Source organism: Archangium sp. Cb G35 (assembly GCF_001896145.1).
Taxonomy (GTDB): Bacteria; Myxococcota; Myxococcia; order Myxococcales; family Myxococcaceae; genus Archangium; species Archangium violaceum.
This window is the reverse complement of sequence record NZ_MPOI01000016.1, coordinates 246,001-268,324: the sequence shown is the minus strand read 5'-3', so window position 1 is coordinate 268,324 and position 22,324 is coordinate 246,001. Positions and strand designations below refer to the sequence as shown.

Sequence of the window (22,324 nt, the reverse complement as noted above, 5' to 3'; positions counted from 1 at the left end):
CGTTCTCCGTCAGCCGTGGCGGAAGCGCGGCCCCTCGCGCGTCTTGCCGAGCGTGAAGCGCAGGGCCTGCTCCAGCGTGGGATGGAGGAAGGTGAAGCCCTGGCGCTCGGCCACCTCCGGGCGGACGTGGGAGCTGAGCAGGAGCGTCTCCTCGCCCATCTCTCCGAAGGCGGCCCGCACCGCGGCGGTGGGCAGTGGCATCACCGCCGGCCGGGAGAGCACGTGGCCCAGGGTCCGGGCGAAGTCCTCCTGGCGCACGGCCTGGGGCGCCACCGCGTTGACGGGCCCGCGCAGGCCCGGGGTGAACAGCGCGAAATGGATGAGGCCCAGCACGTCCTCCAGCGACACCCAGCTCATCCACTGCCGCCCATCCCCGATGCGGCCGCCGGCTCCGGCCTGGAAGGCGGGCAGCATCTTCGCCAGCGCGCCTCCCCCCGAGGCCAACACCACGCCCAGGCGCAGGTGCACCACGCGGATGCCGGCCTGCTCCGCCGGGGCGGTGGCCGCCTCCCACTCGCGCGTCACTCCCGCGAGGAAACCCTCTCCGGGCGGGCTGGACTCGGTGAGCACCTCGTCGCCCCGGTGGCCGTAGAAACCCATGGCCGACATGCTCACCAGCACCTTGGGCGGACGCGCCAGCCGCGCGAGCGACTCGCACAGCACCCGGGTGCCCTCCACGCGGCTGCGGCGGATGAGGGCCTTGCGCTCCTCCGTCCAGCGGCCCTCGGCGATGGGCGCTCCGGCCAGGTGCACCACCGCGTCCACGCCCTCCAGCGCCACCATGTCCATCTCGCCCTTGCCTGGCGCCCAGGCGATGTCCCCGGCCTCGGGCCGGCCTCGCACCAGCCGCCGCACCCGGTGGCCCCCCGTCGTGAGGAAGGGCATCAGCGCACTGCCCACCAGTCCCGACGCGCCACTCACCGCCACCGTCAGCGGCGGCTGTCCGGCGAAGGCCGCATGGCGCCGCAGGTCCTCCCGCGTCACCGCGTGACGGTAGGCGAATATCCGCTCCAGCCGCTGCCGCGCGTAGCCCCCGCCCACCACCCGCCCGAGCGCACCCACCGGCAGCGCGTACTCCACCTCGTCCTCCAGCACACCGCCGCCCGCGGGCTCGTCCCACATGCGGTGGGTGTGCACCCACTTCGCGAAGGGCCCCGACACCTGCTCGTCCTGGAAGAGCGAGCCGGGGATGTAACGGGTGTGCCTCGCCACCCAGGGCAGGGCCACCGGCCCCATCTTCATCCGCAGCACCACCCGGGTGCCCTCGCGAATGCCGTCTCCCTGGCGCTCCACCACCTCGACAGGCTCCCAGGGGGGCGTCAGGCGCTGGAATGCCCCCTCGCGGGCATGCCAGGCGAACACTTCACCGGCGCCGGCCGGCATCTGGCTGCGCGCCTCGAACACCTGTGACTTGCCCATGGTCCCCTCCGGGAGCCAGATTGCGCCCGACAGGCATGCTTACCTCGGACATCCTCACTCGGGCAGTGGAAACCCTCCGGCGCGGCGGCGTCATCGCCCTGCCCACGGAGACAGTCTACGGATTGGCGGCCAATTGCGAGGACGAGCTGGCCGTGCGCCGCGTCTTCGCCATCAAGGGGCGGCCCGCCACCCACCCTCTCATCGTCCATGTGGCCCGGGCCTCGGAGCTGCCCTCGTGGGCTCGCCACGTCCCCGAAGAGGCCTGGCGTCTCGCCGAGGCCTTCTGGCCAGGACCCCTGACGCTGGTGCTGCCGCGCACGGCGCGCGCCACGGACGCGGTGACGGGAGGGCAGGACACGGTGGCCCTGCGTGTGCCGAACCACCCCGTGGCCCTGGCGGTGCTGGACGCCCTGGGCGGAGGGGTGGCCGCGCCGAGCGCCAACCGTTTCGGCCGGGTGAGCCCCACCACGGCGGAGCACGTGCGGGCGGACCTGGGGGACGAGGTGGACCTCATCCTCGATGGAGGCCCGTGCACGGTGGGGGTGGAGTCCACCATCATCGATTTGAGCGGCAAGGAGCCGGCGGTGCTGCGCCCCGGAGGCCTGGCGGTGGAGGAGCTCGAGCGCGTCCTGGGGCGCAAGGTGCCGGTGAGGACCTCGGCCACGGTGCGCGTCTCGGGGAGCCTCGCCTCGCACTACGCGCCCCGGGCGGGGGTGGTGCTCTCCGAGCCCGCGGAGGTGATGTCCCGGGTGACGTCCTTGCGCGCCCGGGGACACAACGTGGGCGTGCTGGGACCTCCGGGCCTCTCGCTGCCCCCGGGGGTGCCCCGCTACGACGTACCGGAGGACCCGGCCGGAGCGGCGCGTGCCCTCTATACGCGGCTGCGCGAGGCGGACGAGCAGGGCCATGACGTCCTGGTGGCGTGCCTCCCGCGCGCCGAGGGCCTGGGCATCGCCGTGAGGGACCGCCTGTCCCGCGCCGCCGCGCCACGGCCCGCTGGGGGATGACCCAAATAGGGCATTTGCTGGCCAGTGGATCAGCTTGATGGGCGCTCAGGAACAACAGGCTTGAGCAGCCCATTCACCAACAATATGCCTTGGATACGACGAGCCAGATCAACGTGCTCGGAATTGGCCGTGGTGATGCGTTCAGGGCTGAGTACGACGAGAGAACCTTGCTCCTCCATCGGCTCGCAGCTCACCGGGTCCGGCAGGAGAGGGATTTCACCACGATTGCGTGAGAAGTACGTCAACCACCCCATGAAAGTGCCGGCAATACCTTTCTCAGACAATGCATCCCGCAGATCATCGGGAGTGATGACGCCCCAATCCGGCTCCCACGCCAGCACCATGGCACGTATTACATCTTTCAGCACAGGCGCACGGAGTACGCGTTCCCTTTCCGGCTCGCTACTCGGGAGATAGAGAAGACATTTGTTTGATTGGCCCTCGAACGCAGAACCACAGAACACCATGAGCATGCCGCCACGACCCTCTTCACTTCCCGTCCAAGCGGAGAAACTGAAGCCGTGCGGTCCATCCCTGTATTTCCTCATTCCAAAAAAGCGAACAAAGGCTTCATAGGTGGGCTCGAATTGGAGTTGGAGCGCCTTTTTGCGTGAGTCGGCCTGTTCGAACCAGCGTGTATAGATGGGATCACAGCGGGACAGGAGCGAGAAGAAGCGTTCCGCACGCCGGGCACACTCTTCAGCAGATTCACGGCGGGCCGGCCAGTAGACGCCTGCATAGTAGGAGCTGGGAGTGGACATGACTCAGAGCGATGGTGGTGTGTAGACCACATCAATACCTACAACATCGTTCGCCTTGAACAACTTCTTGAGGATGTCGACCATACGGGGTTCCGCCACATGCCAGCGGATGGAAACTCCGCCAGCAACCCGGTACTGCCTTTGCGCTTGCTTGACGAGCCGTTTTGCTCCTCTGAAGTAATCCTTGGGTTCGAGATTCGCTTTGAAGTGCTTGTCGTAGCCCAGACCCTTGGTCTCCTTCAGGAGGCGTTGCTCCAGGTCGAAGCCATCGAAGTCGGCCTTCTCGCCGTTGCGCCACACGCGGTACACCCAGCCCGCTGGAGACTTCGTCACCTGGTGCTGAAAGGCACGTGAGCGCGGCGACATCCGCTGCACCGCCTGCTCGGGCGACAGAGTGCTCCCGTCTTCCGGCAACACCTCGGGAGACACGCCCACCTGCACCAGCAGGCCCTGGAAGTGGTCCACACTGAAAGGCACCGGCCAGGGGCGTCCCTCCCCCACGCCATCCCTCCAACCCACGGAGTCCTCGCCTCCGTCCTCCAGCGGCTCGTCCTCCTCTCGCACCGAGCGACGCACCCGCGAGCCGGACTCGTCCCCGGGTGCGTCCGCCATCAGAACCGAGGCATCAGGCCCCTCCTCGACGTCGTCCTCCGGGTCGTCGTCCTCATCGGTCGAGGAGGGGTCTCCAGGCGCTACGGCCGTTCGGACGGAGTCGTCCACGGGCCCGGGCGGGCGCGCCTGGGTGGAGATGGCTGACGCCGGGCGGTGCGAGCGTGGGCTGACGAGCAGTCCGGCCAAAGGCGCGCCCCTGGCGCACCCTCCCAGCACCAGCAAGGCCAACGTCAGCACCACGCGGCTGAAGCGCATCCCACCGCCGTCAGGGTGAGCGCAGGGTGAATGCAGGCGCATGAAAGGCCTCCCAGGAAGAACCGCCTCCCAGGCGTACGCGCCCAGGCTGACCTTCTCGGCGGAGCCCCCGTCCGCGACAAACAGCGAGCGAGTGGCGGCGCCTCCGTAGCCCCAGCGCGGTGAAACAGGTCCGTGCGCCTTGCGCTGGTAGACGTCTACCACCGGGGCACTGGTAGACGTCTACTCGCCAAAACACGCAAACACACATTCACCCATCCGACCAATAGACGTCTACCAGTCAAGCCCATCCCCAGCGGCGTTCACCGGTGGAGCATGCCCACCGCGCGGACGGGATTGGGACGGCCGTGATCAAATCCCCATCGTATGTACCCGCACACGCCTTCCGCAGTCCTGTAGGCTGGCCCACCTCGGAGGTGGTGCGCATGAGCGAGGCCAGCACGCGGAGCGGTGGGCATGAGCAGCGGCGGCCAGGGGCGGTGAAGCCTCTTCAGGACGAGTCCTCGTCGTGGCGGCCACAGCCGGGCCTGGAGGTGGCCGGCTACACGCTGGAAGCGAGGCTGGGCACCGGCGGCCAGGGCACCGTGTTCCGTGCCTCGCGCCAGGGCTGCCAGTACGCGGTGAAGTTCCTCTTCCTGCCGCGCTCGGCGCGCTGGGCCTGGCGCGAGCGCGATGTCATGCGGAAGCTCAGCCACGCCGGAGGCCTGCCCCTGGTGGACGAGGGCGTGTGGCCCGCGCACGCTCCCCTCTACCTCTTCCTCGTCATGCCGCTGGTGCGCGGGCTGCCGCTGCACGTGTGGACGCGCGTCAACAACCCCTGTGCCCTCGAGGTGGCGCAGCTGTTCGGCCAGGGGGCACGCCAGCTGTCGGTGGTGCACGCGGCCGGCGTGGTGCACCGCGACGTCAAGGGCGCCAACCTGCTGGTGTACGGCGAGGGCCGCGTGGTGCTGGTGGACTTCGGCGTGGCCACCTACGAGGGCGCCCCTCCGGTGACGGGGGCCTTCCCCCCGGGCACCTGGCCCTACCTCAGCCCCCGGGTGTGGCGCGTCTGGCGTGGCCTGGAGGGCTCGCGTGCCTGTCCGGGCGATGACGTGTGGGCGCTCGGCGTGGAGCTCTACCTCTCACTCACGGGCAGGCTGCCCTTCCAGGGCGGCGAGGGCGAGCTGGTGCACGCCGTCCTGCACGAGGAGCCGCCGGTACCGCACGAGCACAACCCCCGCGTGCCGCGGGCGCTGGGCGAGGTGTGCTGGCGCATGCTGCGCAAACATCCGGAGGAGGGATACGCGGACGCGCTCGCGGTGGACTCGGCCATTTCGCAAGCGCTGAAGCAGGCGGACGAGGCGTGGCAGGTGCCGCTGTGCGAGGCGTGGGGGCCGCACCACGCCACCACCCTGCTCGAGCGCGGCATGGGGCGGGGGGCGGACGTGATGGCGATCTACGAGCGGCGGGCCGCCTACGCCCGGTTGCCGGTGCGCGGCAGGCCACGTGCGCCCGACGAGGTGTCCACCCTGCTCTCGCCAACGCCGCCGCCAGAGGCTCCCGCCGTAGGCGCGGCGTTCTGGGAGCCGTCCGTGCCGCTCACCGCGCCGCAGGTGCCATCCGAGGTGATACCCGAAATGGCCGTGTCCCAGGAGGCCGCGCAGCAGTCCGTGCCGCTCGCCACTCCCGGAGCGCCGCGAGCGGCGCACGAGGCTCCGGCAGCGCCCCCCTCGGCCCGGCCCATCCAGGAGGTGGCTCTGTCCGCCGCACGCACGCGCCGGGTGCTGCTGGCCACCAGTTCGGTGCTCGTGTTGGGCCTGGGTCTGTGGCTCGCCGTGCGCCCGTCGCCAAGTGCCTCCGTGCACTCCACCCCACCGCTGGGGACACCTCGCGCCAGCCTACTGCCGGAGTTCTTTCCTATCGCCCAGAAGTGGGAAGGCAAGGAAATGGCCCCCCCGTGGAAGCAGCCAGAAGGTGACGGTGGCGCGGCGCCCCACGGGGCGGCAACCCCCGCGCCCGTCGCCCGTGCGACGCTGCCCCAAGAGACGCGCGTGAAGACTCCAGCCAAAGCCTCCCCTCCCCCGAAGCAGACGGGCTCCACGGCCACCAAGGTGGGCGCGGCCGTGCTCGGCTGCGCCCTGGCCAGCGGGTGTCCCAGCCCCGCCACCACGGCCCGGGTGCTGCCCACGCCCCCGCTCCCGCCGCCCGCCGAGTGCCCCCCCGGTGCTCAGCAGGCCATGAAGGAACTGGGCCTCCTGTACGCGGGCTCCTCGGGGAGGGTGTTCATTCGAAACGCCGACAGGCTCGTCACCGTGCGGCCGGGCCCGGTGACGTGGCGGCTGGCGATCACGAACACCACTGGCTATTGGGGCAGGTTGCCGGAGGGCACCCTGTTCTCCGGTGAGGCGGTCTTCGGCGAGCGCGTGCAGGGCCGATTCACCCAGGCCCACACGCCCGAGGGCCAGTCCTATCCGGTGTGCCTGGAGCTGTTCTCCGATGGGGAGTGGGGCTGGGAGAAGTGGGAGGGCAGTGGCCAGGACACCGCCGTCATCTTGAGCACTGGAGGTCTCCATCCCGTGACTCGCTTCGGGGCGGCGTGGCGGTACGAGGACCGATAGAGTGTCCACCCTGCTCACCGCCCCGCTGCTGCTCGCGGTCCTCACATCCACGCCTGCCTCGCCCCGCCCCGAGGGGTGGGACACCTCGGGCGCGCGCTACCTGGAGCTGACGGCGGAAAACGCCGGGGAGCAGCACCTGGTGCGCATCAGTCCCGGCCAGCCCACCACGCTGGTGTTCTCCGACGCCCCCTTGCGACCCGGCGGTGTCATGGTGGAGGGAGGAAGGGTGGGGGTGGCTGTGAACGGGGAGTTGGGCATGGTGACACTGCTCCCCTCGGAAGCACTGCCAGAGGACGAGCCGCTGGCGCTCGTGGTGCACTTCGCGGACGCCCGGATCCCCGGGAGTGTCACCTTCCGGCTGATACCGCACGCCACCCGGGCCGAGCATCACGTGAGGGTGTATCGCAACACGCGCTCGTGCGAGTCGCACTGGCAGGAGTCCCGGCAGCAGCGTGAACGGTCCGAGCGGTGCGAGGCCGCGCTGGAGCAGGAGCGCACCCGCCCGGAAGGACCGCGCCCCGTGGACCTCACGGATCTGTTCGAGGCCGGGTTGGTGGGAAACGGCGAGGGCGTCATGGCGCGGAGAGTCACGAAAGACATCACCCAACGTCCCGGCGAGACGATCCGAATCACCGAAGCACACAGCTACCGGGCCAGGAAGAGAGGGAGGGTGGCAGTGGAGCTGGAGCTGAAGAACACGGGCGCGCGGCTCTGGACGGCCGAGGGCCTGGAGGCCGCGGAGCTCGTGAGCCCCGAAGGCGTCCGGCTGCGGGTGGTGCGGGTATGGCAGTCCAAGCCCCTCGGACCAGAAGCCCTGGTGTATCTCGTCGTGGAGGCGGAGGCCACGGAGGAGCAATCGCAAGGCTCCTTCCTCCTGAAGCTGGGCGAGGCGGGCGGAGCGCGCCCCCTCACCGTGCGCGGCGTGACCTTCCCCTGAGTGCCCGCCCGTCTCGGCCCTCGAAGCGGTAGCAACAGGCCCGCCGTGCCCCTGTAGGTGTCTGGCAACGAGCGTGGGAGCCGTCTCAGGTGGCCGGCCGCCTGGAAACGACAGGCTCCAGCAGGCCCTTCGCGAGCAGCACCTCCTGGACATATCGGCCCAGGGCGAGGTGCTCGGGATTGGAGGCGGTGAGGCGCTCGGGTGTGAGCAGGACGAGCGTGCCCTGGTCCTCCACCGGCTGCACCCGCACCGGCTCCGGCAGAGGCGGCACCTCCCCCCGGCGGCGAGAAAAGTACGTCCACCAACCCATGAAGGTCCCGGACCTGCTCGTCTGGGACAAGCTGTTCCGCAAATTGTCGGAGGTGATGACCCCCCAGTCCGGTTCCCAGGCCAGCACCATGGCGCGCAGCACCCTGGCGAGCACGTCCGCCTGGAGCACGCGCTCCCTCTCCGGCTCCTCCTTCGGCAGGTAGAGGAGGCAGTTGTTCGGCATCAACTCGGCCGCTGAACCACAGCACAAGGTGACCTGCCCCCCGTGTCCCTGCTCGTGCCCCGTCCAGAACCCGAGCAAGAAACCATCCCGTCCCTCCTGGTACTTCCTGCTCTTGAAGAAGCGCACGAAGGTGTCGGCGGTGGGCTCGAACTGGAGTTGGAGCGCCTTCTTGCGCGAGTCGGCCTTCTCGAACCAGCGGGTGTAGATGGGGTCACAACGCGACAGCAGGTGGAAGAACGCCTCCGCCCGTCGGGCACACTCCTCGGCGGAGTCCTTGCGGCCCCCCCAGTAGATACCCGCGTAATAGGTCTCTCTCATGAGTGTTTCGCCTCAGGGCGGTGGGGTGAATACCACCTCAATGCCCATGATGTCGTTCTTCTGGAACAGCTTCTGGAGGATGGGGACCATGCGAGGCTCCGCCACATGCCAGCGGATGGGGATGCCGTTGGCCACCCGCGATTGCCGCTTGGCCTGTCTGACAAGCCTGTCCGCTCCCTTGAAATACTCCTTGGGCTCGAGGTCTGCGTCGAAGTGCTTGTCGTAGCCCAGGCCCTTGGTTTCCTGAATAAGGCACTGCTCCAGGTCGAAACCGTCGAAGTCCGCTTTCTCGCCGTTGTGCCACACGCGGTACACCCAGCCTGCGGGTGCATTCGTCACCTTCTGCTGGAAGGCACGTGAGCGTGGCGACATCCGCTCGTTCTTGGGCACCCACTGCCCCGGCCCGCCCACCGGTGGCACCCAGCCGCTGCCGCCACCCGCGCCCACCTTGGCCAGGTGCATGCCCCAGGCGACGCTCAGCCCCTGACCCGCCACCGTCACGGCCCGCCCAGGCACCGCCACCAGCCGCAGCACCAGTTCGCCCCTCTTCGTCAGCGTCAGCAGTGGAACCGACAACCGGCCGAGCTTCTCGCCCCACCCCACCACCTTCACCGCCCCCACCCCCGACGTCCCCACCGTCAGCAGCGCGTTGGCCAGCAGCCGCGACACCGTGCGCACCTGCTCCCCCCGAGGCCTCTGGCGGAACGCTTCCCAGTACTCGGGCGCATTCTGGAAGAGCACACGCACCGCTCCCGGTAGCTGCGTCAGACCCTCCAGGCTCTCGCCAGGGTGGAAGACGAGTCGGCTCAAGCCCTCGAGCGTGTCCCCCAGCGCCAGCCCCGCGCCCTCCAGCGCCGGCAGCACCACGCCGTCATCGGGCACATACGGGCCCAGCGGCTTCGCGCCCCAAGGCACCTCCAGCCCCGTGTCCACCGGCCACAGCTGCCCGTCCTCCACCGCGTAGAAGGGGCCCACCTCGTAAAGGCCCGCTCGTAGCGCGCCGTCCGGCGCCAGCCGCACCTCGCCAGCCCGCTGCACCGCTTCTCCCGTCACCGCCCGCACCAGGTAGCCGTCCGGCCGCACCACCCTCAACCGGTGGAAGCGATCCATGCGTGCGTGCAACTCCTCCCGCGTCACCGGCCCCGCGCCCGTGGCCACCTCCAGCAGCAGGTGCGCCGCCATGCGCTGCCGGGGAAACTCCCCCAGTCCCGCCTCCGTCTCCAGCAGGTGCGCCAACAGTTGCACCGCCTGCTGGGGCGACAGGGTGCTCCCGTCTTCCGGCAGCACCTCGGGGGACACGCCCACCTGCGCCAGCAGGCCCTGGAAATGGTCCAGGCTGAAGGGCACCGGCCAGGGTCGCCCCTCCCCCACGCCATCCCTCCAGCCCACGAGGCCCCCGCCCTCGTCCTCCAGCGGCTCGTCCTCTTCTCGCACCGAGCGACGCCTCCGCGAGCCGGCCTCGTCCCCGGGTACGTCCGCCGTCATGGCCGGGGCACCGGGCCCCTCCTCCTCGACGTCGTCCTCCGGGTCGTCCTCCTCGTCGAGCACAGGGGCGTCCCCGGGCGGCACGGCCGTCCGGACGGAGTCGTCCGCGGACCCGGTCGGGCGCTCCTGGGTGGAAAAGGCCGGCACCAGGCGGTGGGCACGGGAACTGGCGAGCAATCCGGCCAGAGGCGCGCCCGTGGCGCACCCGCCCAACACCAGCAGGGCCCATGTCAGCACCACGCGACCGGCGTACCAGCGCGCGAGGGGAAACCAGGGGGATGAAGACAGACGCATACAGGCCTCCGGGCGCAAACCGTCTTCCCCGTCATATCCACCCGGACCGACCCGCCCAGGAATACGGGCCCCCGCCACCCCCGGCCGCCGACGCGCGGTCCGGCTCCTCGTGCCCACACCGCGGACCCCGGCCCCCCACAGGGCAACATGGCGTCGAGGCTCCGGGCCTGCTCCGACGGCGGAGGGCCGAAGCGACTCCTCCGTGGCTCACCCCCTCATGCGCGAACCCGGCACGGGCGCCTCCCCGCGCAACAGGGCCTGGAGCCGCCGCACGCGCTGCTCGGCCCCGTGTGCTCCGCGCGCCGCCAGGTTCAGCCGGTACGGCTCCAGATCCTCCGCGCGCCACCGTTCACGCCGCTGTAATTCCTCCACCAGCACCGCCTCTCCCTCGAAGCGCTCGCGCAGGGGCGCCGCACGTGCCTTCGCGAACGCCCCGAAGAAGGCCAGCGGGCGCATCAGCAACACCTTGTAGGCCCACTCGAACCACTGCTGCGCCTCCGGTGGCGACGAGCGATCCCGGCTGGCCGCGTCCACCCGAGACAGCACGGCCTGCTTCACCTCCTCGTCGAGCCTGTCCAGCAGGGCCTCGACATCCACCCAGGGCGCCTGCCCGTCCGGCCCCACCCGCAGCGGCTCGCGCAACACCACCGTCAGCCACAGCCACTCCTCGCCGTGCAGCACCTCGGGCGTCCGGCCGTCGAGGATGGACAGGAGCAGCGCTGTCTCGTACTTCTCCATCAGCTCCATGAGCTCCGGGTCGGCATCCGCCACCGCCTGCACGGAGGCCATCTGCTCCTCGGAAGGCTCCAGGGCCCGCCGCAGGACCCCCGGGCTCATCCAGGGCCCCTTCTGCCCGCCGGGCCGCACCCCATGGGCACGGGCCACGGCGTCATTCAGGCGCGCGCGGCGCTCCGCCCACTCGGAGACCTGGGCCATCATCAACCACGCCATCGTGTGGTGCCGCCCGTACGTATACGGCGGATGGCGTGGAACCCCGTGCATCTCCAACACCGCCATGGCCAGTGCGCGCCGCTCCTCCAGGGTCCGCCCCGGCGCCATCAGCGCCCGGCGAAACCCCTGGTCGAAGCGCTCCACGCGCTCGGGCCCGAGCAGCTCCGGAGCGCAGCGGGCGAACAGCAGCTCCCTGCGCTCCTCCATGTCCTCTACCTCCTCCGACACCCGGTGGATGTGCCGCTCGACGACCGGAACGAACTCGTCCCAGGACCAGCGCAGGAACGCCAGGGGCCCGCCCAACTGGAACATCTCCCGCAGCAGCACCATCCCCTCGGACATCCGCTCCAGGCGGTCGGGGGAACACATCACGTCCTCGGCCAGCACGGCGGCCTCGGCGGAGACCTCATCCACCCCGGTGGGCCGCCCCCGGCGCGGGGGAGCAGGAGGGAGCATCGCCGCGGCGCGCCGGAAGTCCCCCAGACAGCACCGCTTGAACTTCCGTCCACTACCGCAGGAGCATGGCTCGTTCCGAGAAGGCATGACCTGGGAAGTAGCATGCCAGACCCACGAAGTAACCCCTCCGGCCCTACTTCTCCCACCGCCTCCCACGGACGGGCAGGCGGTGCCCCCGGCTGCTCGCCCCCTCTTCCCTCACCCCTTGCTTCAACCGTCCGCCGCACTGCCGTACACTACCGGACACGGACAAGTAGTCCCCGCTTCCATGACCAGGAGTCGTTTCTTGAACCGGCGCACCCTCGGCCTGCTCGCCGCCCTCTGCCTGACCTCCGCCTGCAAGGAGGAGCCCGTCGGCGCGATGACCCCCATCCCCCGTCCGGCGGACATGCCCGCCACCCCGGAGAAGAAAGCCGAGGCTCCGAAGCCCGCCGCCGCCGAGCCGCCGCCCGACCCGTCCAAGGTGACGCTGCGCTGGAAGCTCGACGCGCCCACCGCCTTCCGCCTCACCACCACCTCGTCCTCCGCCGCCCCGGCCCCCGCGCCCAAGAGCAAGAAGGGCAAGAAGGACAAGGAGCCCCAGCCCACGGCGAGCCCGAGCGGCGAGACGGACGCCATCTTCGTCCTGCAGAAGACCGAGTCGGGTGACTACGCCTTCCGCATCGTCCCGCAGAAAGCGGACGGCGAGGCGGACCAGGGCGTCATGAGCGAGCGCGGCTTCGTGATGGACGGACTGGCCGGGCCGCTGCGCAACGTGGCGGTGCTGGTGCTGGAGCTGCCGAGGGATCCCGTGGGCCCGGAGACCACCTGGGCGCTGGGGACGGACCTGGTGGACATGGGCTCCGTGCAGGGCTTCGTGGAGAAGAAGGCCGAGCGGCGCAACCAGGTGAAGCTCACCGCGCTCACCCCGGGCGAGAACGGGGAGCAGGTGGCGACGCTCGAGTACGACCTGTCCGAGCGCCTCTCCGGGGAGATGCGTGCCACCCGGGCGCAGATCCGGGCGGTGATGAAGACCGCGGGCTCGAAGCCCCAGCACGCGCCCCACGAGGGGCACGAGGACGGGGATGAGCACGAGTCCTCCGGGGGCGAGCCGTCCGTCGTCGCCGAGATGCGGGTGAAGGGCCGGGGCGAGTTCCTCGTGAAGGCGGGCCGCTGGCGCTCCTGGGAGGCCACGCTCACCACGCGCACCGAGGGCACCACCGTGCCCGGCACGTCCAATGGCGAGCGCACGCTGCGCCTCACCCCACTCGACCCGGTGCCTCCCGAGCTGCTGCAGCCGCAGGCGAAGAAGTAGCCGCCTCCGACTCGCGCACCAGTTGCACCACGGTGTCCACCCAGGCGGGGTGCGAATTGAGCGAGGGGACGAGCTTCAAGTCCTCTCCCCCGCTCGCGAGGAACTGCTCGCGCCCGCGGATGGCCACCTCTTCCACCGTCTCCAGGCAGTCGGCGACGAAGGCCGGGCACATCACCGCCAGGCGCTTCACCCCACGCGCGGCCAGCTCCGGCAGCACCACGTCCGTGTACGGCTTCACCCACGGCGTGCGCCCCAGGCGGGACTGGAAGGACACGCTCCAGCCCTGGGGCTCCAACCCCAACCGGCTGGCCAGCCCCCGCGCCGTGGCGAAACACTGGGCCCGGTAGCAGTGGCGGTTGGCGTCGGTGAGCACGTCACAGCACCCCTGTGAGGCCAGGCAGTGCTTCCCCGTGGGGTCGCTCTTGCGGATGTGGCGCTCGGGCACGCCGTGGAAGCTGAAGAGGACGTGCTCCGCCCGCATCCCGGAGATGACGGGACGCGCCACCTCGGTGAAGGCATCCAGGAAGGCCGGGTGCGAGTGGAAGGCCGGCACCGCCCGCACGTTGGGCACGTCCCAGGGCCCGGACAGCACCTCGTAGGTGCGCGCCAGCGAGGAGCCCGAGGAGGACGGGGCCTCCTGCGGGTAGAGGGGCAACACGGTGAAGTCCGTGACGCCCCGGGCCCGCAGCCGCGCCACCGCGTCCGGCAGGGACGGGTTGCCGTAGCGCATGGCGAGCTCCACCTCGTACTCGCCGGAGAGCCGCTCCGTCACCGCCGCCGTCAGGGCCTTGGAGTGCACCATCAGCGGCGAGCCCTGCTCCGTCCAGACGGTGCGGTAGGCGTGCGCGCTCTTGGGCGAGCGGAACGGCAGGATGATGAAGTTGAGCAGGAACCAGCGCCCCACGGGGTTGATGTCCACCACGCGCGGATCACTGAGGAACTCGCGCAGGTAGCGGCGGACGGGGCCGGTTTCGGGGGCATCCGGAGTGCCCAGGTTGACGAGAAGGAGTCCCTTGCGTGCCATGACTGGTCAGTGCAGGGAATGGGGCTGTGTGAGGGCGAACTCGCCTATCCGTGCCTCGAACTGGCGGCCGTCCGGGCGCTCCATCGTATAGGAGCCCCGCATGGAGCCGAACGGCGTACGGAGCTGGGCCCAGCTCGTGTACTCGAAGCGCTCGCCGGGGGCGAGGCGGGGCTGCTTGCCGACGACGCCGTCTCCCCTCACCTCCTCCACCTTCCCAGAGGCGTCGGTGATGATCCAATGGCGGCTGCGCAGCTGGGCGGGCTCTCCGCCCGTGTTGACGATCTCCACCGTGTACATGAAGGCGTACTGGTGGGACTCGGGGGTGCTGCGCTCCGGCCAGAACGTGGGCTTCACGGTGACGCGGATGCCTTCGGTAGTGACGGAGGACATGCCCCCACAATTGGCTGCCTCGCCGCCCGGACGCAAGCCAAACGAACCGGCCAATCAGGCGCTCAGGGCTTGGCCCCTTCCCGGTCCCGCCCGGGCTGCGTCACGTCGGTGGGGACACCGGGCTCCGCGGCGGCCTTGGGCCAGATGAGCGAGGCGATGATGGAGGCCAGCAACACCCCGCCGATGACGCCCAGCGACACGCCGATGGAGACGTGGATGTCGAAGATGGTGATGAGCATCTTCGTGCCCACGAAGCCGAGGATGACGGCCAGGCCCATCTTCAGCAGGTGGAACTTGTCCATGAGGCTCGACACCACGAAGAAGAGCGAGCGCAGGCCGAGGATGGCACACACGTTGGACGTGTAGACGATGAAGGCGTCCTGGCTGATGCCGAGCACGGCGGGGATGGAGTCCAGGGCGAAGAGCAGGTCCGTGGCCTCCACCACCAGCAGCACCAGGAAGAGCGGCGTCACCTTCTTCCGGCCGTCCTCCACCGTGAAGAAGTTGCTGCCCTCGCCCTGGCGGGCCACCGGGAGCATGCGCCGGGCCACCCGGACGATGAACGTCTGCTCGGGGTCCGCGGCGTCATCGTCCTTGGAGAAGGCCATCTTCACCGCGGTGATGACGAGGAAGGCGCCGAAGATGTAGAGCAGCCAGTGGAAGCGCTGCACGAGCGCGGTGCCGGTGATGATGAGCACCGCGCGCATGATGAAGGCGCCGACGATGCCCCAGAAGAGCACCCGGTGTTGCACCTCCGACGCGACCCGGAAGTAGGCGAACACCATCAGGAAGACGAAGAGGTTGTCGACGGAGAGCGAGTACTCGACGACGTAGGCGGTCACCCACTGCAGGGCCTGCTCGCGGTTCCAGTAGCCGAAGTAGAACAGGCCGCCGCAGAAGAGCAGGCTGATGGTGATCCACACGCCCGTCCAGGCACCGGCCTCCTTGGGCGACACCGCGTGCTCCTTGCGGTGGAAGACTCCCAGGTCGAGCGCCAGCATGGCGACGACGAAGAGGTTGAAGCCCAACCAGAGCGCGCTTTGAGTGTTCACGGCCCCCCCTATAGCGGGAGGGGGGGGTTGCCGTCGACTCCCTTGATACCCCTAGGGTTCTACTCCCGCCGGAGCGCCTCGTCCGTGGCCGGGCGGCGCAGCACCACCAGGGCCCGTCCCGCCACCATCACCGAGCCTCCCGCGGGGGTATGGGTGTGCAGCGTCACGCGGGACTCGCCGGTGTCCACCACCTCCTCCCAGTCCGCGCCCCACTCGATGGCCGGGAGCTGGAAGGTGATGGGCTCGTGGTGTGCGTTCATCAGAACCAGGAGTGTGTCCCCGACGATGCGGTTGCCCTCGTCGTCCGGGGTGACGATGGCGTCACCGCCGAGCAGGAAGGACACGGAGCGCACATAGGGCTTCTCCCAGTCCTCCTTCTTCATCTCCTGGCCGTCCGGGCGGAACCAGGCCAGGTCCTTGAGCTCGCTGTCCCACAGGCGCGAGCCGCGGAAGAACTTGCGCTTGGTGAGCACGGGCTGCTCGCGGCGCAGGCGGCTGAGCCGGATGGTGAAGTCGAGCAGCTTGCGCTGGGACTCGTTGAGGTTCCAGTCCACCCAGGACAGCTCGTTGTCCTGGCAGTAGGCGTTGTTGTTGCCCTTCTGGGTGCGGCCCATCTCGTCGCCGGCCAGGAGCATGGGCACGCCCTGGGACAGGAAGAGCGTGGCCAGGAAGTTGCGCTTCTGCTGCTCGCGCAGGGTGTTGATCTCCGCTTCCTTGGTCTCGCCCTCCACGCCGCAGTTCCACGAGTGGTTGTCGTTGGCCCCGTCCCGGTTCTCCTCGAGGTTGGCCTCGTTGTGCTTCTGGCTGTAGGTGACGAGGTCGTGCAGGGTGAAGCCGTCGTGGGCGGTGATGAAGTTGACGCTCGCGGTGGGCTTGCGGCCGCCCAGGGAGTACAGGTCCGACGAGCCGGTGAGCCGGTAGCCGATCTCCGCGGCCTGCCGGTCATCGCCCTTCCAGTAGCGGCGGATGGTGTCGCGGTACTTGCCGTTCCACTCGCTCCAGAGGACGGGGAAGTTGCCCACCTGGTAGCCGAAGTCGCCCACGTCCCAGGGCTCGGCGATGAGCTTCACCCGGCTGAGGACGGGGTCCTGGTGCACCATCTGGAAGAAGGCGGCGCGGGTGTCGTAGCCGTGCCGGTCGCGGCCCAGGGTGGTGGCCAGGTCGAAGCGGAACCCGTCCACGTGCATCACCTCCACCCAGTAGCGCAGGGAGTCCATGACGAGCTTGAGCGCGTAGGGGTGGGTGGCGTTCCACGAGTTCCCCGTGCCGGTGAAGTCCTGGTAGTAGCGCGGCTCCTTCTCCGACAGCCGGTAGTAGGCGGTGTTGTCCAGGCCCTTGAAGGACAGGGTGGGCCCGAGGTGGTTGCCCTCGCAGGTGTGGTTGTAGACGACGTCGAGGATGACCTCGATGCCGGCGCGGTGGAGCGCCTTCACCATGGACTTGAACTCGGCGACCTGGCCGCCGCGCGAGCCGGAGGAGCTGAAGCGCGCGTCCGGGGAGAAGTAGCCCAGGGAGCTGTAGCCCCAGTAGTTGGTGAAGCCCTTGTTGACGAGGAAGGGCTCGTCCACGTGGGTGTGGATGGGGAGCAGCTCCAGCGCGGTGACCCCCAGCTTGCGCAGGTGCTCGATGACGGCGGGGTGGCCCAGGGCCGCGTAGGTGCCGCGCTGGTGCTCGGGGATGTCGGGGTGGAGCTTGGTGAGGCCCTTCACGTGGGCCTCGTAGATGAGCGTGCGGTGCAGGGGCACGGCGGGAGAGCTGTCCCCCTCCCAGTCGAAGCCGTCGGTCAGCACCACGCCCTTGGGGACACCGGCGGCGCTGTCGCGGATGTCGAAGGCGAGGTCCTGCTCGTCGTCGCCGGACTCGTAGGCGTAGACGGGGGCGGAGAAGTCCACCTGCCCGTGCAGGGCGCGCGCGTACGGGTCCACCAGCAGCTTGTGCGGGTTGAAGCGCATGCCGCGCCGGGGCTCATAGGCCCCGTGGGCGCGGAAGCCGTAGAGGGTGCCCGTCTGCAACCCCGGGATGAAACCGTGCCACACGTGCTGGGTCTGCTCGGGCAGCACGTAGCGGCGCAGCTCGCGCGCGGGGTTGTCCGGATCGAAGAGACACACCTCGATCTTCCGCGCGTGCTCGCTGAAGACGGCGAAGTTGACTCCGTTACCAAGGTACGTGGCGCCCAGGGGGTACGGCTTGCCTGGTAGCACCTCCGCCCGTTTCATCCATCGCTCCTCTCCAGCAGCACCAGCGGGAAGCCCGCCAGTAGCGGCGCGAGGGGCAGCACCGCGCCACCCTCCCGTCGCCCCGGCCGCACTTCCCGGCCGGTGAAAACGTCCCGGAACGTCATGCTCGCATAGGACTCGGGCAGATCCAGGGACGTTTCTTCATAAGCCCCCGCGAGGCCCCCGGGGGACTCCAGGGCGGAGAGGGTGTAGCGCGGTGCGGCGCAGATGACGACGGACTGCTCGTGCTCGCGGGCGAAGGCCACCGCCGCGTCCGCGCGGGGGCCCACCAGGTGCAGCGCCCGGTACCCACCCCGGCAGAAGAGGGCCTTCTGGCGCTGACGCAGGCGCAGGCCCTCGGCCAGGGCGAAGAGCTTGATGCGGCCATCGTCCATGTCCGCCACCAGCCGGGAGCACAGGGCGATCCGGTCCGCCCTGGCCTCCTGGTCCAGCGCTTCCAACAGCCGGGGCCGGACGCCGTAGTCCACCGGCCGGCGGTTGTCCGGATCCACCAGGGACAGGTCCCACAGCTCGCAGCCCTGATAGGTGTCCACCACCCCGGGCGAGCCCAGCTTCAGCAGCAACTGCCCGAGCGCGTTGTGCTGGCCGGCCCGCTCGATGCGGCGCTTGAAGGCCTGGAGATCCTCGAGGAAGGCGCGGCTCTTCCCCTCGTCGAGGCAGGCCTCCACGAACCTCGACATGCCCTCCTCGTAGGTGGGGTCCGGATTGGTCCACGAGGTGCGGACCTTGGCCTCCTTGATGGCCTTGAGCATGTAGTCGCGGATGCGGCCGCGGAACTCGGCGAGGCCCTCCGCGGAGAGGGAGGGCCCCATGGGCCAAGCACCCACCACCGTCTGGTAGAAGAGGTACTCGTCGTTGAGCGAGGGCGCGGGGCCCTCGGGCCGCTCCAGGCGGTGGGTACGCGTGAGCTGGGACCAGCGCTCCACCCGTTGGCGCCACTCGCCGGGCAGCTCGGTGAGGACGTTGATGCGCGCGCGCACGTCCTCGCTGCGCTTGGTGTCGTGCGTGCTGGAGGTGAGCATGCTCGCCGGCCAGTGCGCGGCGCGCTCCTGGTTGCGGGCGTGGAAGATGTCCGCCGAGGTGCCGAAGTTCTCCGGCTCCCCACCCACCTCGTTGAGCGAGTCGAGCCGGTGGTAGACGTAGAAGACGGTGTCCTCCAGGCCCTTGGCCATCACCGGGCCCGTCACCTGCTGCACCTTCATGGTGAAGGCGAGCATCTCCGCCCGCTCATGGGGACCCAGGTGCTCCGGGTAGCGCCGCAGCAACACGTCCCCGAGGAAGTCGAAGATGGAGGCGTTGAGGGTGGCGTTGCGCGCCTTGGCATGACGCAGCGTGTCCCGGATGTAGCGCACGTCGCGCTCGTCCAGCTCCGGCCGCCAGTCATCCACGTAGGTGCGGTACACGGGGAAGAGCGCGATGAACTCCGACAGCGCCCGCCGCAGGCTGTTGAGCGTGAAGTCCCGCGAGCGCCGGTTCATCTCCGAGATGCGGTTGAGCCGGTGCGCGAGCATGTTCAGCTCGCTCGACATGAAGTCGCGCAGGATGAGGCGCTTCTTCTCGTAGACCAGCTCCTCGAAGTGGGGCGCCTCGCCGATGAAGCGGTGGTAGACCTCCGTCAGCGGCCCCTCGGAGTCCGGGTGCACGAAGACGCCGCTCACCGCGTTGGCGAAGCGGTAGCCCGTGGTGCCGTGCACCGCCCAGGACTCGGGGATGCGCTCGCGGCCGCCCTGAATCTTCTCCACCACCACGTAGAGCGCCTTGCGCAGCGGCGAGTCCACGTGGGCCCCCGCCTCCGCCTGCCAGCGCTCGCGCAACCGCCGCTCCACCTCCGGCCAGAGCTCCGCCTGTTTTCCGTGCTCGGTGTCGAACAGGGCCCGCGCCCGCTCCACGAAGAACTGCTCCTGCAGGTTGAGGAAGTAGGCCGTCGGATCGTAGAGCCCATCCGGGTGGTCGATGCGCAGCCCGGTGATGCAGCCCTGGCGCAACCAATCGAAGATGCGCTGGTGGGCCTCGGTGAAGACGTCCGGATCCTCCACCCGGATGGCCGCCAGCCCGTTGATGTCGAAGAACCGGCGGTAGTTGATTTCCTCCCCCGCCACGCGCCAGTGGGCCAGCCGGTAGCTGCAGCCCGCCAGCAGCTCGTCCAGCGCATCGAAGGAGCGTGGCTCGCCCGGAGTGCCATTGAAGGACTTCACGTTGGCCTCGATGTGGACGGCCACCTCGGGGCTGGACCCGGCGAGCGCCGCCAGCCGGCGCTTGATGACCTCCTTCTCCCGGTTGCGCTCGACGACGCGGGGGCGATCGGTATCCGTGCGCTGAGGCAGGTGGCTGATGGCCGTGAGGATGGACTGCAGCTCGATGAGGTGCCCGTGCTCGGCCCCCAGCCGGGACTCCAGCGCCTCCAGGTTGCGCCCCAGCACCCGCCCATACTGCCGGGGAGCCAACGGCAGCAACCGGTCGTAGTAGTGGATGAAGAAGGCGCCATCGCGGTAGCCCAGCTTGAGCTCCCCGCGCTCGAGCACCACGCCGTACTGGTCTCCCAACACGGGCAGGAGGACCTTGCCCTCCAGCTCGTCCTTCACCGGGCCCCAGTCGATGTCGAAAAAGCGCGCGTACACGGACGCCGGGCCGTTCTCCAGCACGTCGAACCAGAGCGGGTTGAACGTCTCGATGCCCATGTGGTTGGGCACCACGTCCAGCACCTGGCCCATGCGGTGCTCGCGCACGGTGGAGCAGAAGGCCGCGTGCTCCTCGGGCGAGCCCACCTCCGGGTTGAGCTGTTTGTGGTCCACGCAGTCATAGCCGTGGGTGCTGCCCGGGCTCGCCTTGAGGTAGGGCGAGCAATACACGTCCGTCACGCCCAGCCGGGCCAGGTAGGGGACCGCCTCGCGGGCCGCGCTGAAGGGGAAGCCCTTGTGCAACTGGAACCGGTAGGTGGACAGCGGCATGGCACGCGCCAGCAGTTCCTCGCGCACGCGCCCGTACAGCTTCCCAGCCAGCGCCTCGCCGCCCACCTGCCCCGCGTCTCCACCCGACACAGCCGAACCTTCGAGTCGCATATGGCTCAGTCGTAGGCTTGACGGGCCCATCTGACCACCACCCAGATGCCCTTCCGCACGCTATCCAACGCTCTCCGGGCGCCTGCTCCCTCGGAGGTTGTGCTTCTGAAAGCGAAGAGGGCCCGCCACTCGAGTGGCGAGCCCTCCGGGGACGGCGGCGGCCGTCGCGGCGGATCAGGTGAGGTTCTTGTTCACCAGCGCCGTCATCTCGAACATGGTGACGGACTTCTTGCCACCGAAGATGGGCTTGAGCTTGTCGTCGGCGTTGATCTGCCGCTTGTTCTTCGCGTCCTGGAGGTTGTTCTTCTTGATGTAGTCCCAGATCTTGCTGACCACCTGGGTGCGGGGAATGGGCTTGTTGCCGACGATCTCCGCGAGGGCGGGGGACGGCGTCATCTCCTTCATGAACGCCGCGTTGGGCTTACGGCCAGCGGCCTTCTTGGCGGCGGGAGCCTTCTTGGCGGCAGGAGCCTTCTTCGCGGCGGTGGTCTTCTTGGCGGCCATTTCGTTCGGATCTCCTCCCCCTGTTCGAGTGTCCGGGGGCGTTGCACGGCTGGTTCACACCCTGAGCCGTCGGGCGCGTCGTAACACGCCCGAGGCCGAAAATCAGCCCTCCGCTGCATTTTTCCCTCTGAGGGCCCATGGGAAAATAGTGTTTCTCCCTCGGAAGGGAAGAGTGTTTTCTCGGGGAAAGCACACCATGTTGAACACACTCGTCACTGGCGCGAATGGTTTCCTGGGCTCCTCGTTGGTGCGAGCGCTGCTCGAGCGGGGACATGTAGCAACATGTCTCGTGCGTCCCGGAAGTGACGTCTCGGGTCTGATCGGGTTGGGCTACGAGAGGCTGGACGGAGACGTGACGGACGCCGCCAGCCTCGCCCGGGCGGTGAAGGGCCGGGACGTGGTCTTCCACCTGGCGGGCATCCGCCGGGCCGCCACGCGGGAGGACTTCATGCGCGTCAACGCCGAGGGAACGCGCAACGTCTGCGAGGCCATGGTGGCCACCGGTACCCGGCCCCGGCTGGTGCTGGTCAGCTCGCTGGGCGCCTCGGGGCCCTCGACGCCGCAAAGGCCCAGAATCGAAGAGGATCCGCTCCAACCCGCCGAGTGGTACGGCGAGAGCAAGGCCGAGTCCGAGCGCATCGCCTGGTCGTACGCGGACCGGCTGCCGGTGACGGTGCTGCGCCCGCCGCGCATCGTGGGGCCGGGGGACCATGAGAACCTCGTCCTCTTCAAGCTGGTGGCGCGGGGACTGAGGCTGCGGCTGGGCGGGGGCCCCCGGCCGCTGACGCTGGTGGACGTGCGGGACGTGGCGGACCTGCTGCTGCTGCTGGCCGAGCGGGACGAGGCCCTCGGGGAAGCCTTCTTCATAGGTCACCCCCAGCCCCTCACCCTGGAAGAATTGCAGGGGCTGGTGGCCGAGGCGCTGGGCGTCCAACCGCGAACACTTCGGGTCTCCCCGGCCGTGCTGACGGCGCTGTCCACGGTGGCGGACGGGGTATCGCGGGTGACGGGCCGCCGCCTGCCCCTCAACCGGAAGTTCGCGCGACAACTGCTCGTCCCCGCCTGGACGTGCTCGAGCGCCAAGGCCGAGCGGCTGCTGGGCTTCCGCGCCACGCGGGACGTGGCCGACTCCCTCCGCCGCAGCGCGCATTGGTACAAGGAACACGGCTGGCTGTGAGG

17 protein-coding genes are annotated in these 22,324 nt (G+C 69.5%); 5 read left to right on the top strand and 12 right to left on the bottom strand.

The annotated features are described in order from the left end of the window. Nucleotides 1–9: 9 nt before the first annotated feature. Nucleotides 10–1,419 carry a TIGR01777 family oxidoreductase gene (locus BO221_RS41700; protein ID WP_073566483.1) on the bottom strand — a complete coding sequence of 470 codons (1,410 nt, stop codon included), beginning with the start codon at nt 1,417–1,419 and terminating at the stop codon, nt 10–12. Between the two features lie 65 nt (nt 1,420–1,484). On the opposite strand from BO221_RS41700, the gene BO221_RS41695 reads away from it, so the two are divergent. Continuing rightward, nucleotides 1,485–2,426: an L-threonylcarbamoyladenylate synthase gene (locus BO221_RS41695; protein WP_369865989.1), complete on the top strand. Its 942-nt coding sequence runs from the start codon at nt 1,485–1,487 to the stop codon at nt 2,424–2,426. Between the two features lie 29 nt (nt 2,427–2,455). Here the strand turns inward: BO221_RS41695 and BO221_RS41690 are convergent, their stop codons facing one another. Then, nucleotides 2,456–3,187, bottom strand: a complete 732-nt coding sequence (locus BO221_RS41690; RefSeq protein ID WP_073566481.1) for an Imm52 family immunity protein — start codon at nt 3,185–3,187, stop codon at nt 2,456–2,458. A gap of 3 nt (nt 3,188–3,190) precedes the next feature. Beyond that, nucleotides 3,191–4,096: a Tox-REase-5 domain-containing protein gene (locus BO221_RS41685; protein ID WP_143195994.1), complete on the bottom strand. Its 906-nt coding sequence runs from the start codon at nt 4,094–4,096 to the stop codon at nt 3,191–3,193. A gap of 383 nt (nt 4,097–4,479) precedes the next feature. On the opposite strand from BO221_RS41685, the gene BO221_RS41680 reads away from it, so the two are divergent. Together BO221_RS41680 and BO221_RS41675 are read left to right on the top strand one after the other, a co-directional pair. Continuing rightward, on the top strand, nt 4,480–6,651 hold the full coding sequence (locus BO221_RS41680; protein WP_073566479.1) for a serine/threonine-protein kinase: 2,172 nt from the start codon (nt 4,480–4,482) through the stop codon (nt 6,649–6,651). Nucleotide 6,652: 1 nt separating this feature from the next. After that, nucleotides 6,653–7,588 (top strand): DUF2381 family protein, encoded by a 936-nt coding sequence (locus tag BO221_RS41675; protein WP_083682263.1) that lies wholly within the window; start codon nt 6,653–6,655, stop codon nt 7,586–7,588. 85 nt (nt 7,589–7,673) lie between these two features. Here the strand turns inward: BO221_RS41675 and BO221_RS41670 are convergent, their stop codons facing one another. From BO221_RS41670 to BO221_RS41660, 3 genes are all read right to left on the bottom strand, one after another. Next, entirely contained in the window at nt 7,674–8,399 is a 726-nt protein-coding gene (locus BO221_RS41670; RefSeq protein ID WP_073566478.1) for an immunity 52 family protein, read from the bottom strand. Nucleotides 8,400–8,411: 12 nt separating this feature from the next. Next, on the bottom strand, nt 8,412–10,178 hold the full coding sequence (locus tag BO221_RS41665; RefSeq protein ID WP_143195993.1) for a Tox-REase-5 domain-containing protein: 1,767 nt from the start codon (nt 10,176–10,178) through the stop codon (nt 8,412–8,414). A 207-nt stretch (nt 10,179–10,385) separates the two neighbouring features. Continuing rightward, nucleotides 10,386–11,672: an SEC-C metal-binding domain-containing protein gene (locus BO221_RS41660; protein ID WP_073566476.1), complete on the bottom strand. Its 1,287-nt coding sequence runs from the start codon at nt 11,670–11,672 to the stop codon at nt 10,386–10,388. 199 nt (nt 11,673–11,871) lie between these two features. On the opposite strand from BO221_RS41660, the gene BO221_RS41655 reads away from it, so the two are divergent. Next, a complete protein-coding gene (locus BO221_RS41655) occupies nt 11,872–12,879 on the top strand; it encodes a hypothetical protein (RefSeq protein WP_083682261.1) in 1,008 nt (335 codons plus the stop codon). On the opposite strand, the gene hemH is transcribed toward BO221_RS41655, so the two are convergent. From hemH to BO221_RS41625, 6 genes are all read right to left on the bottom strand, one after another. Next, nucleotides 12,824–13,903, bottom strand: coding sequence for a ferrochelatase (gene hemH / locus BO221_RS41650; protein ID WP_073566474.1), 1,080 nt, complete (start codon nt 13,901–13,903; stop codon nt 12,824–12,826). The two genes, BO221_RS41655 and hemH, sit on opposite strands and share 56 nt — an antisense overlap. Before the next feature lie 6 nt (nt 13,904–13,909). Then, the gene (gene apaG / locus BO221_RS41645) at nt 13,910–14,293 is read right to left on the bottom strand and encodes a Co2+/Mg2+ efflux protein ApaG (protein ID WP_073566473.1); all 384 of its coding nucleotides are present in this window, start codon (nt 14,291–14,293) and stop codon (nt 13,910–13,912) included. Nucleotides 14,294–14,355: 62 nt separating this feature from the next. Further along, on the bottom strand, nt 14,356–15,345 hold the full coding sequence (locus BO221_RS41640; RefSeq protein ID WP_073566472.1) for a TerC family protein: 990 nt from the start codon (nt 15,343–15,345) through the stop codon (nt 14,356–14,358). A gap of 59 nt (nt 15,346–15,404) precedes the next feature. Further along, a complete protein-coding gene (glgX, locus tag BO221_RS41635) occupies nt 15,405–17,561 on the bottom strand; it encodes a glycogen debranching protein GlgX (RefSeq protein WP_073566471.1) in 2,157 nt (718 codons plus the stop codon). Then, entirely contained in the window at nt 17,558–20,641 is a 3,084-nt protein-coding gene (gene treY, locus BO221_RS41630; protein ID WP_198956296.1) for a malto-oligosyltrehalose synthase, read from the bottom strand. The genes glgX and treY overlap by 4 nt, the downstream gene beginning before the upstream one ends. Nucleotides 20,642–20,815: 174 nt before the next feature. After that, nucleotides 20,816–21,145: an SWIB/MDM2 domain-containing protein gene (locus tag BO221_RS41625; protein WP_047856007.1), complete on the bottom strand. Its 330-nt coding sequence runs from the start codon at nt 21,143–21,145 to the stop codon at nt 20,816–20,818. A 199-nt stretch (nt 21,146–21,344) separates the two neighbouring features. Here BO221_RS41625 and BO221_RS41620 point away from each other — a divergent pair, with 199 nt between their 5' ends. Further along, a complete protein-coding gene (locus BO221_RS41620) occupies nt 21,345–22,322 on the top strand; it encodes an NAD(P)-dependent oxidoreductase (RefSeq protein WP_143196007.1) in 978 nt (325 codons plus the stop codon). Nucleotides 22,323–22,324: the final 2 nt, after the last annotated feature.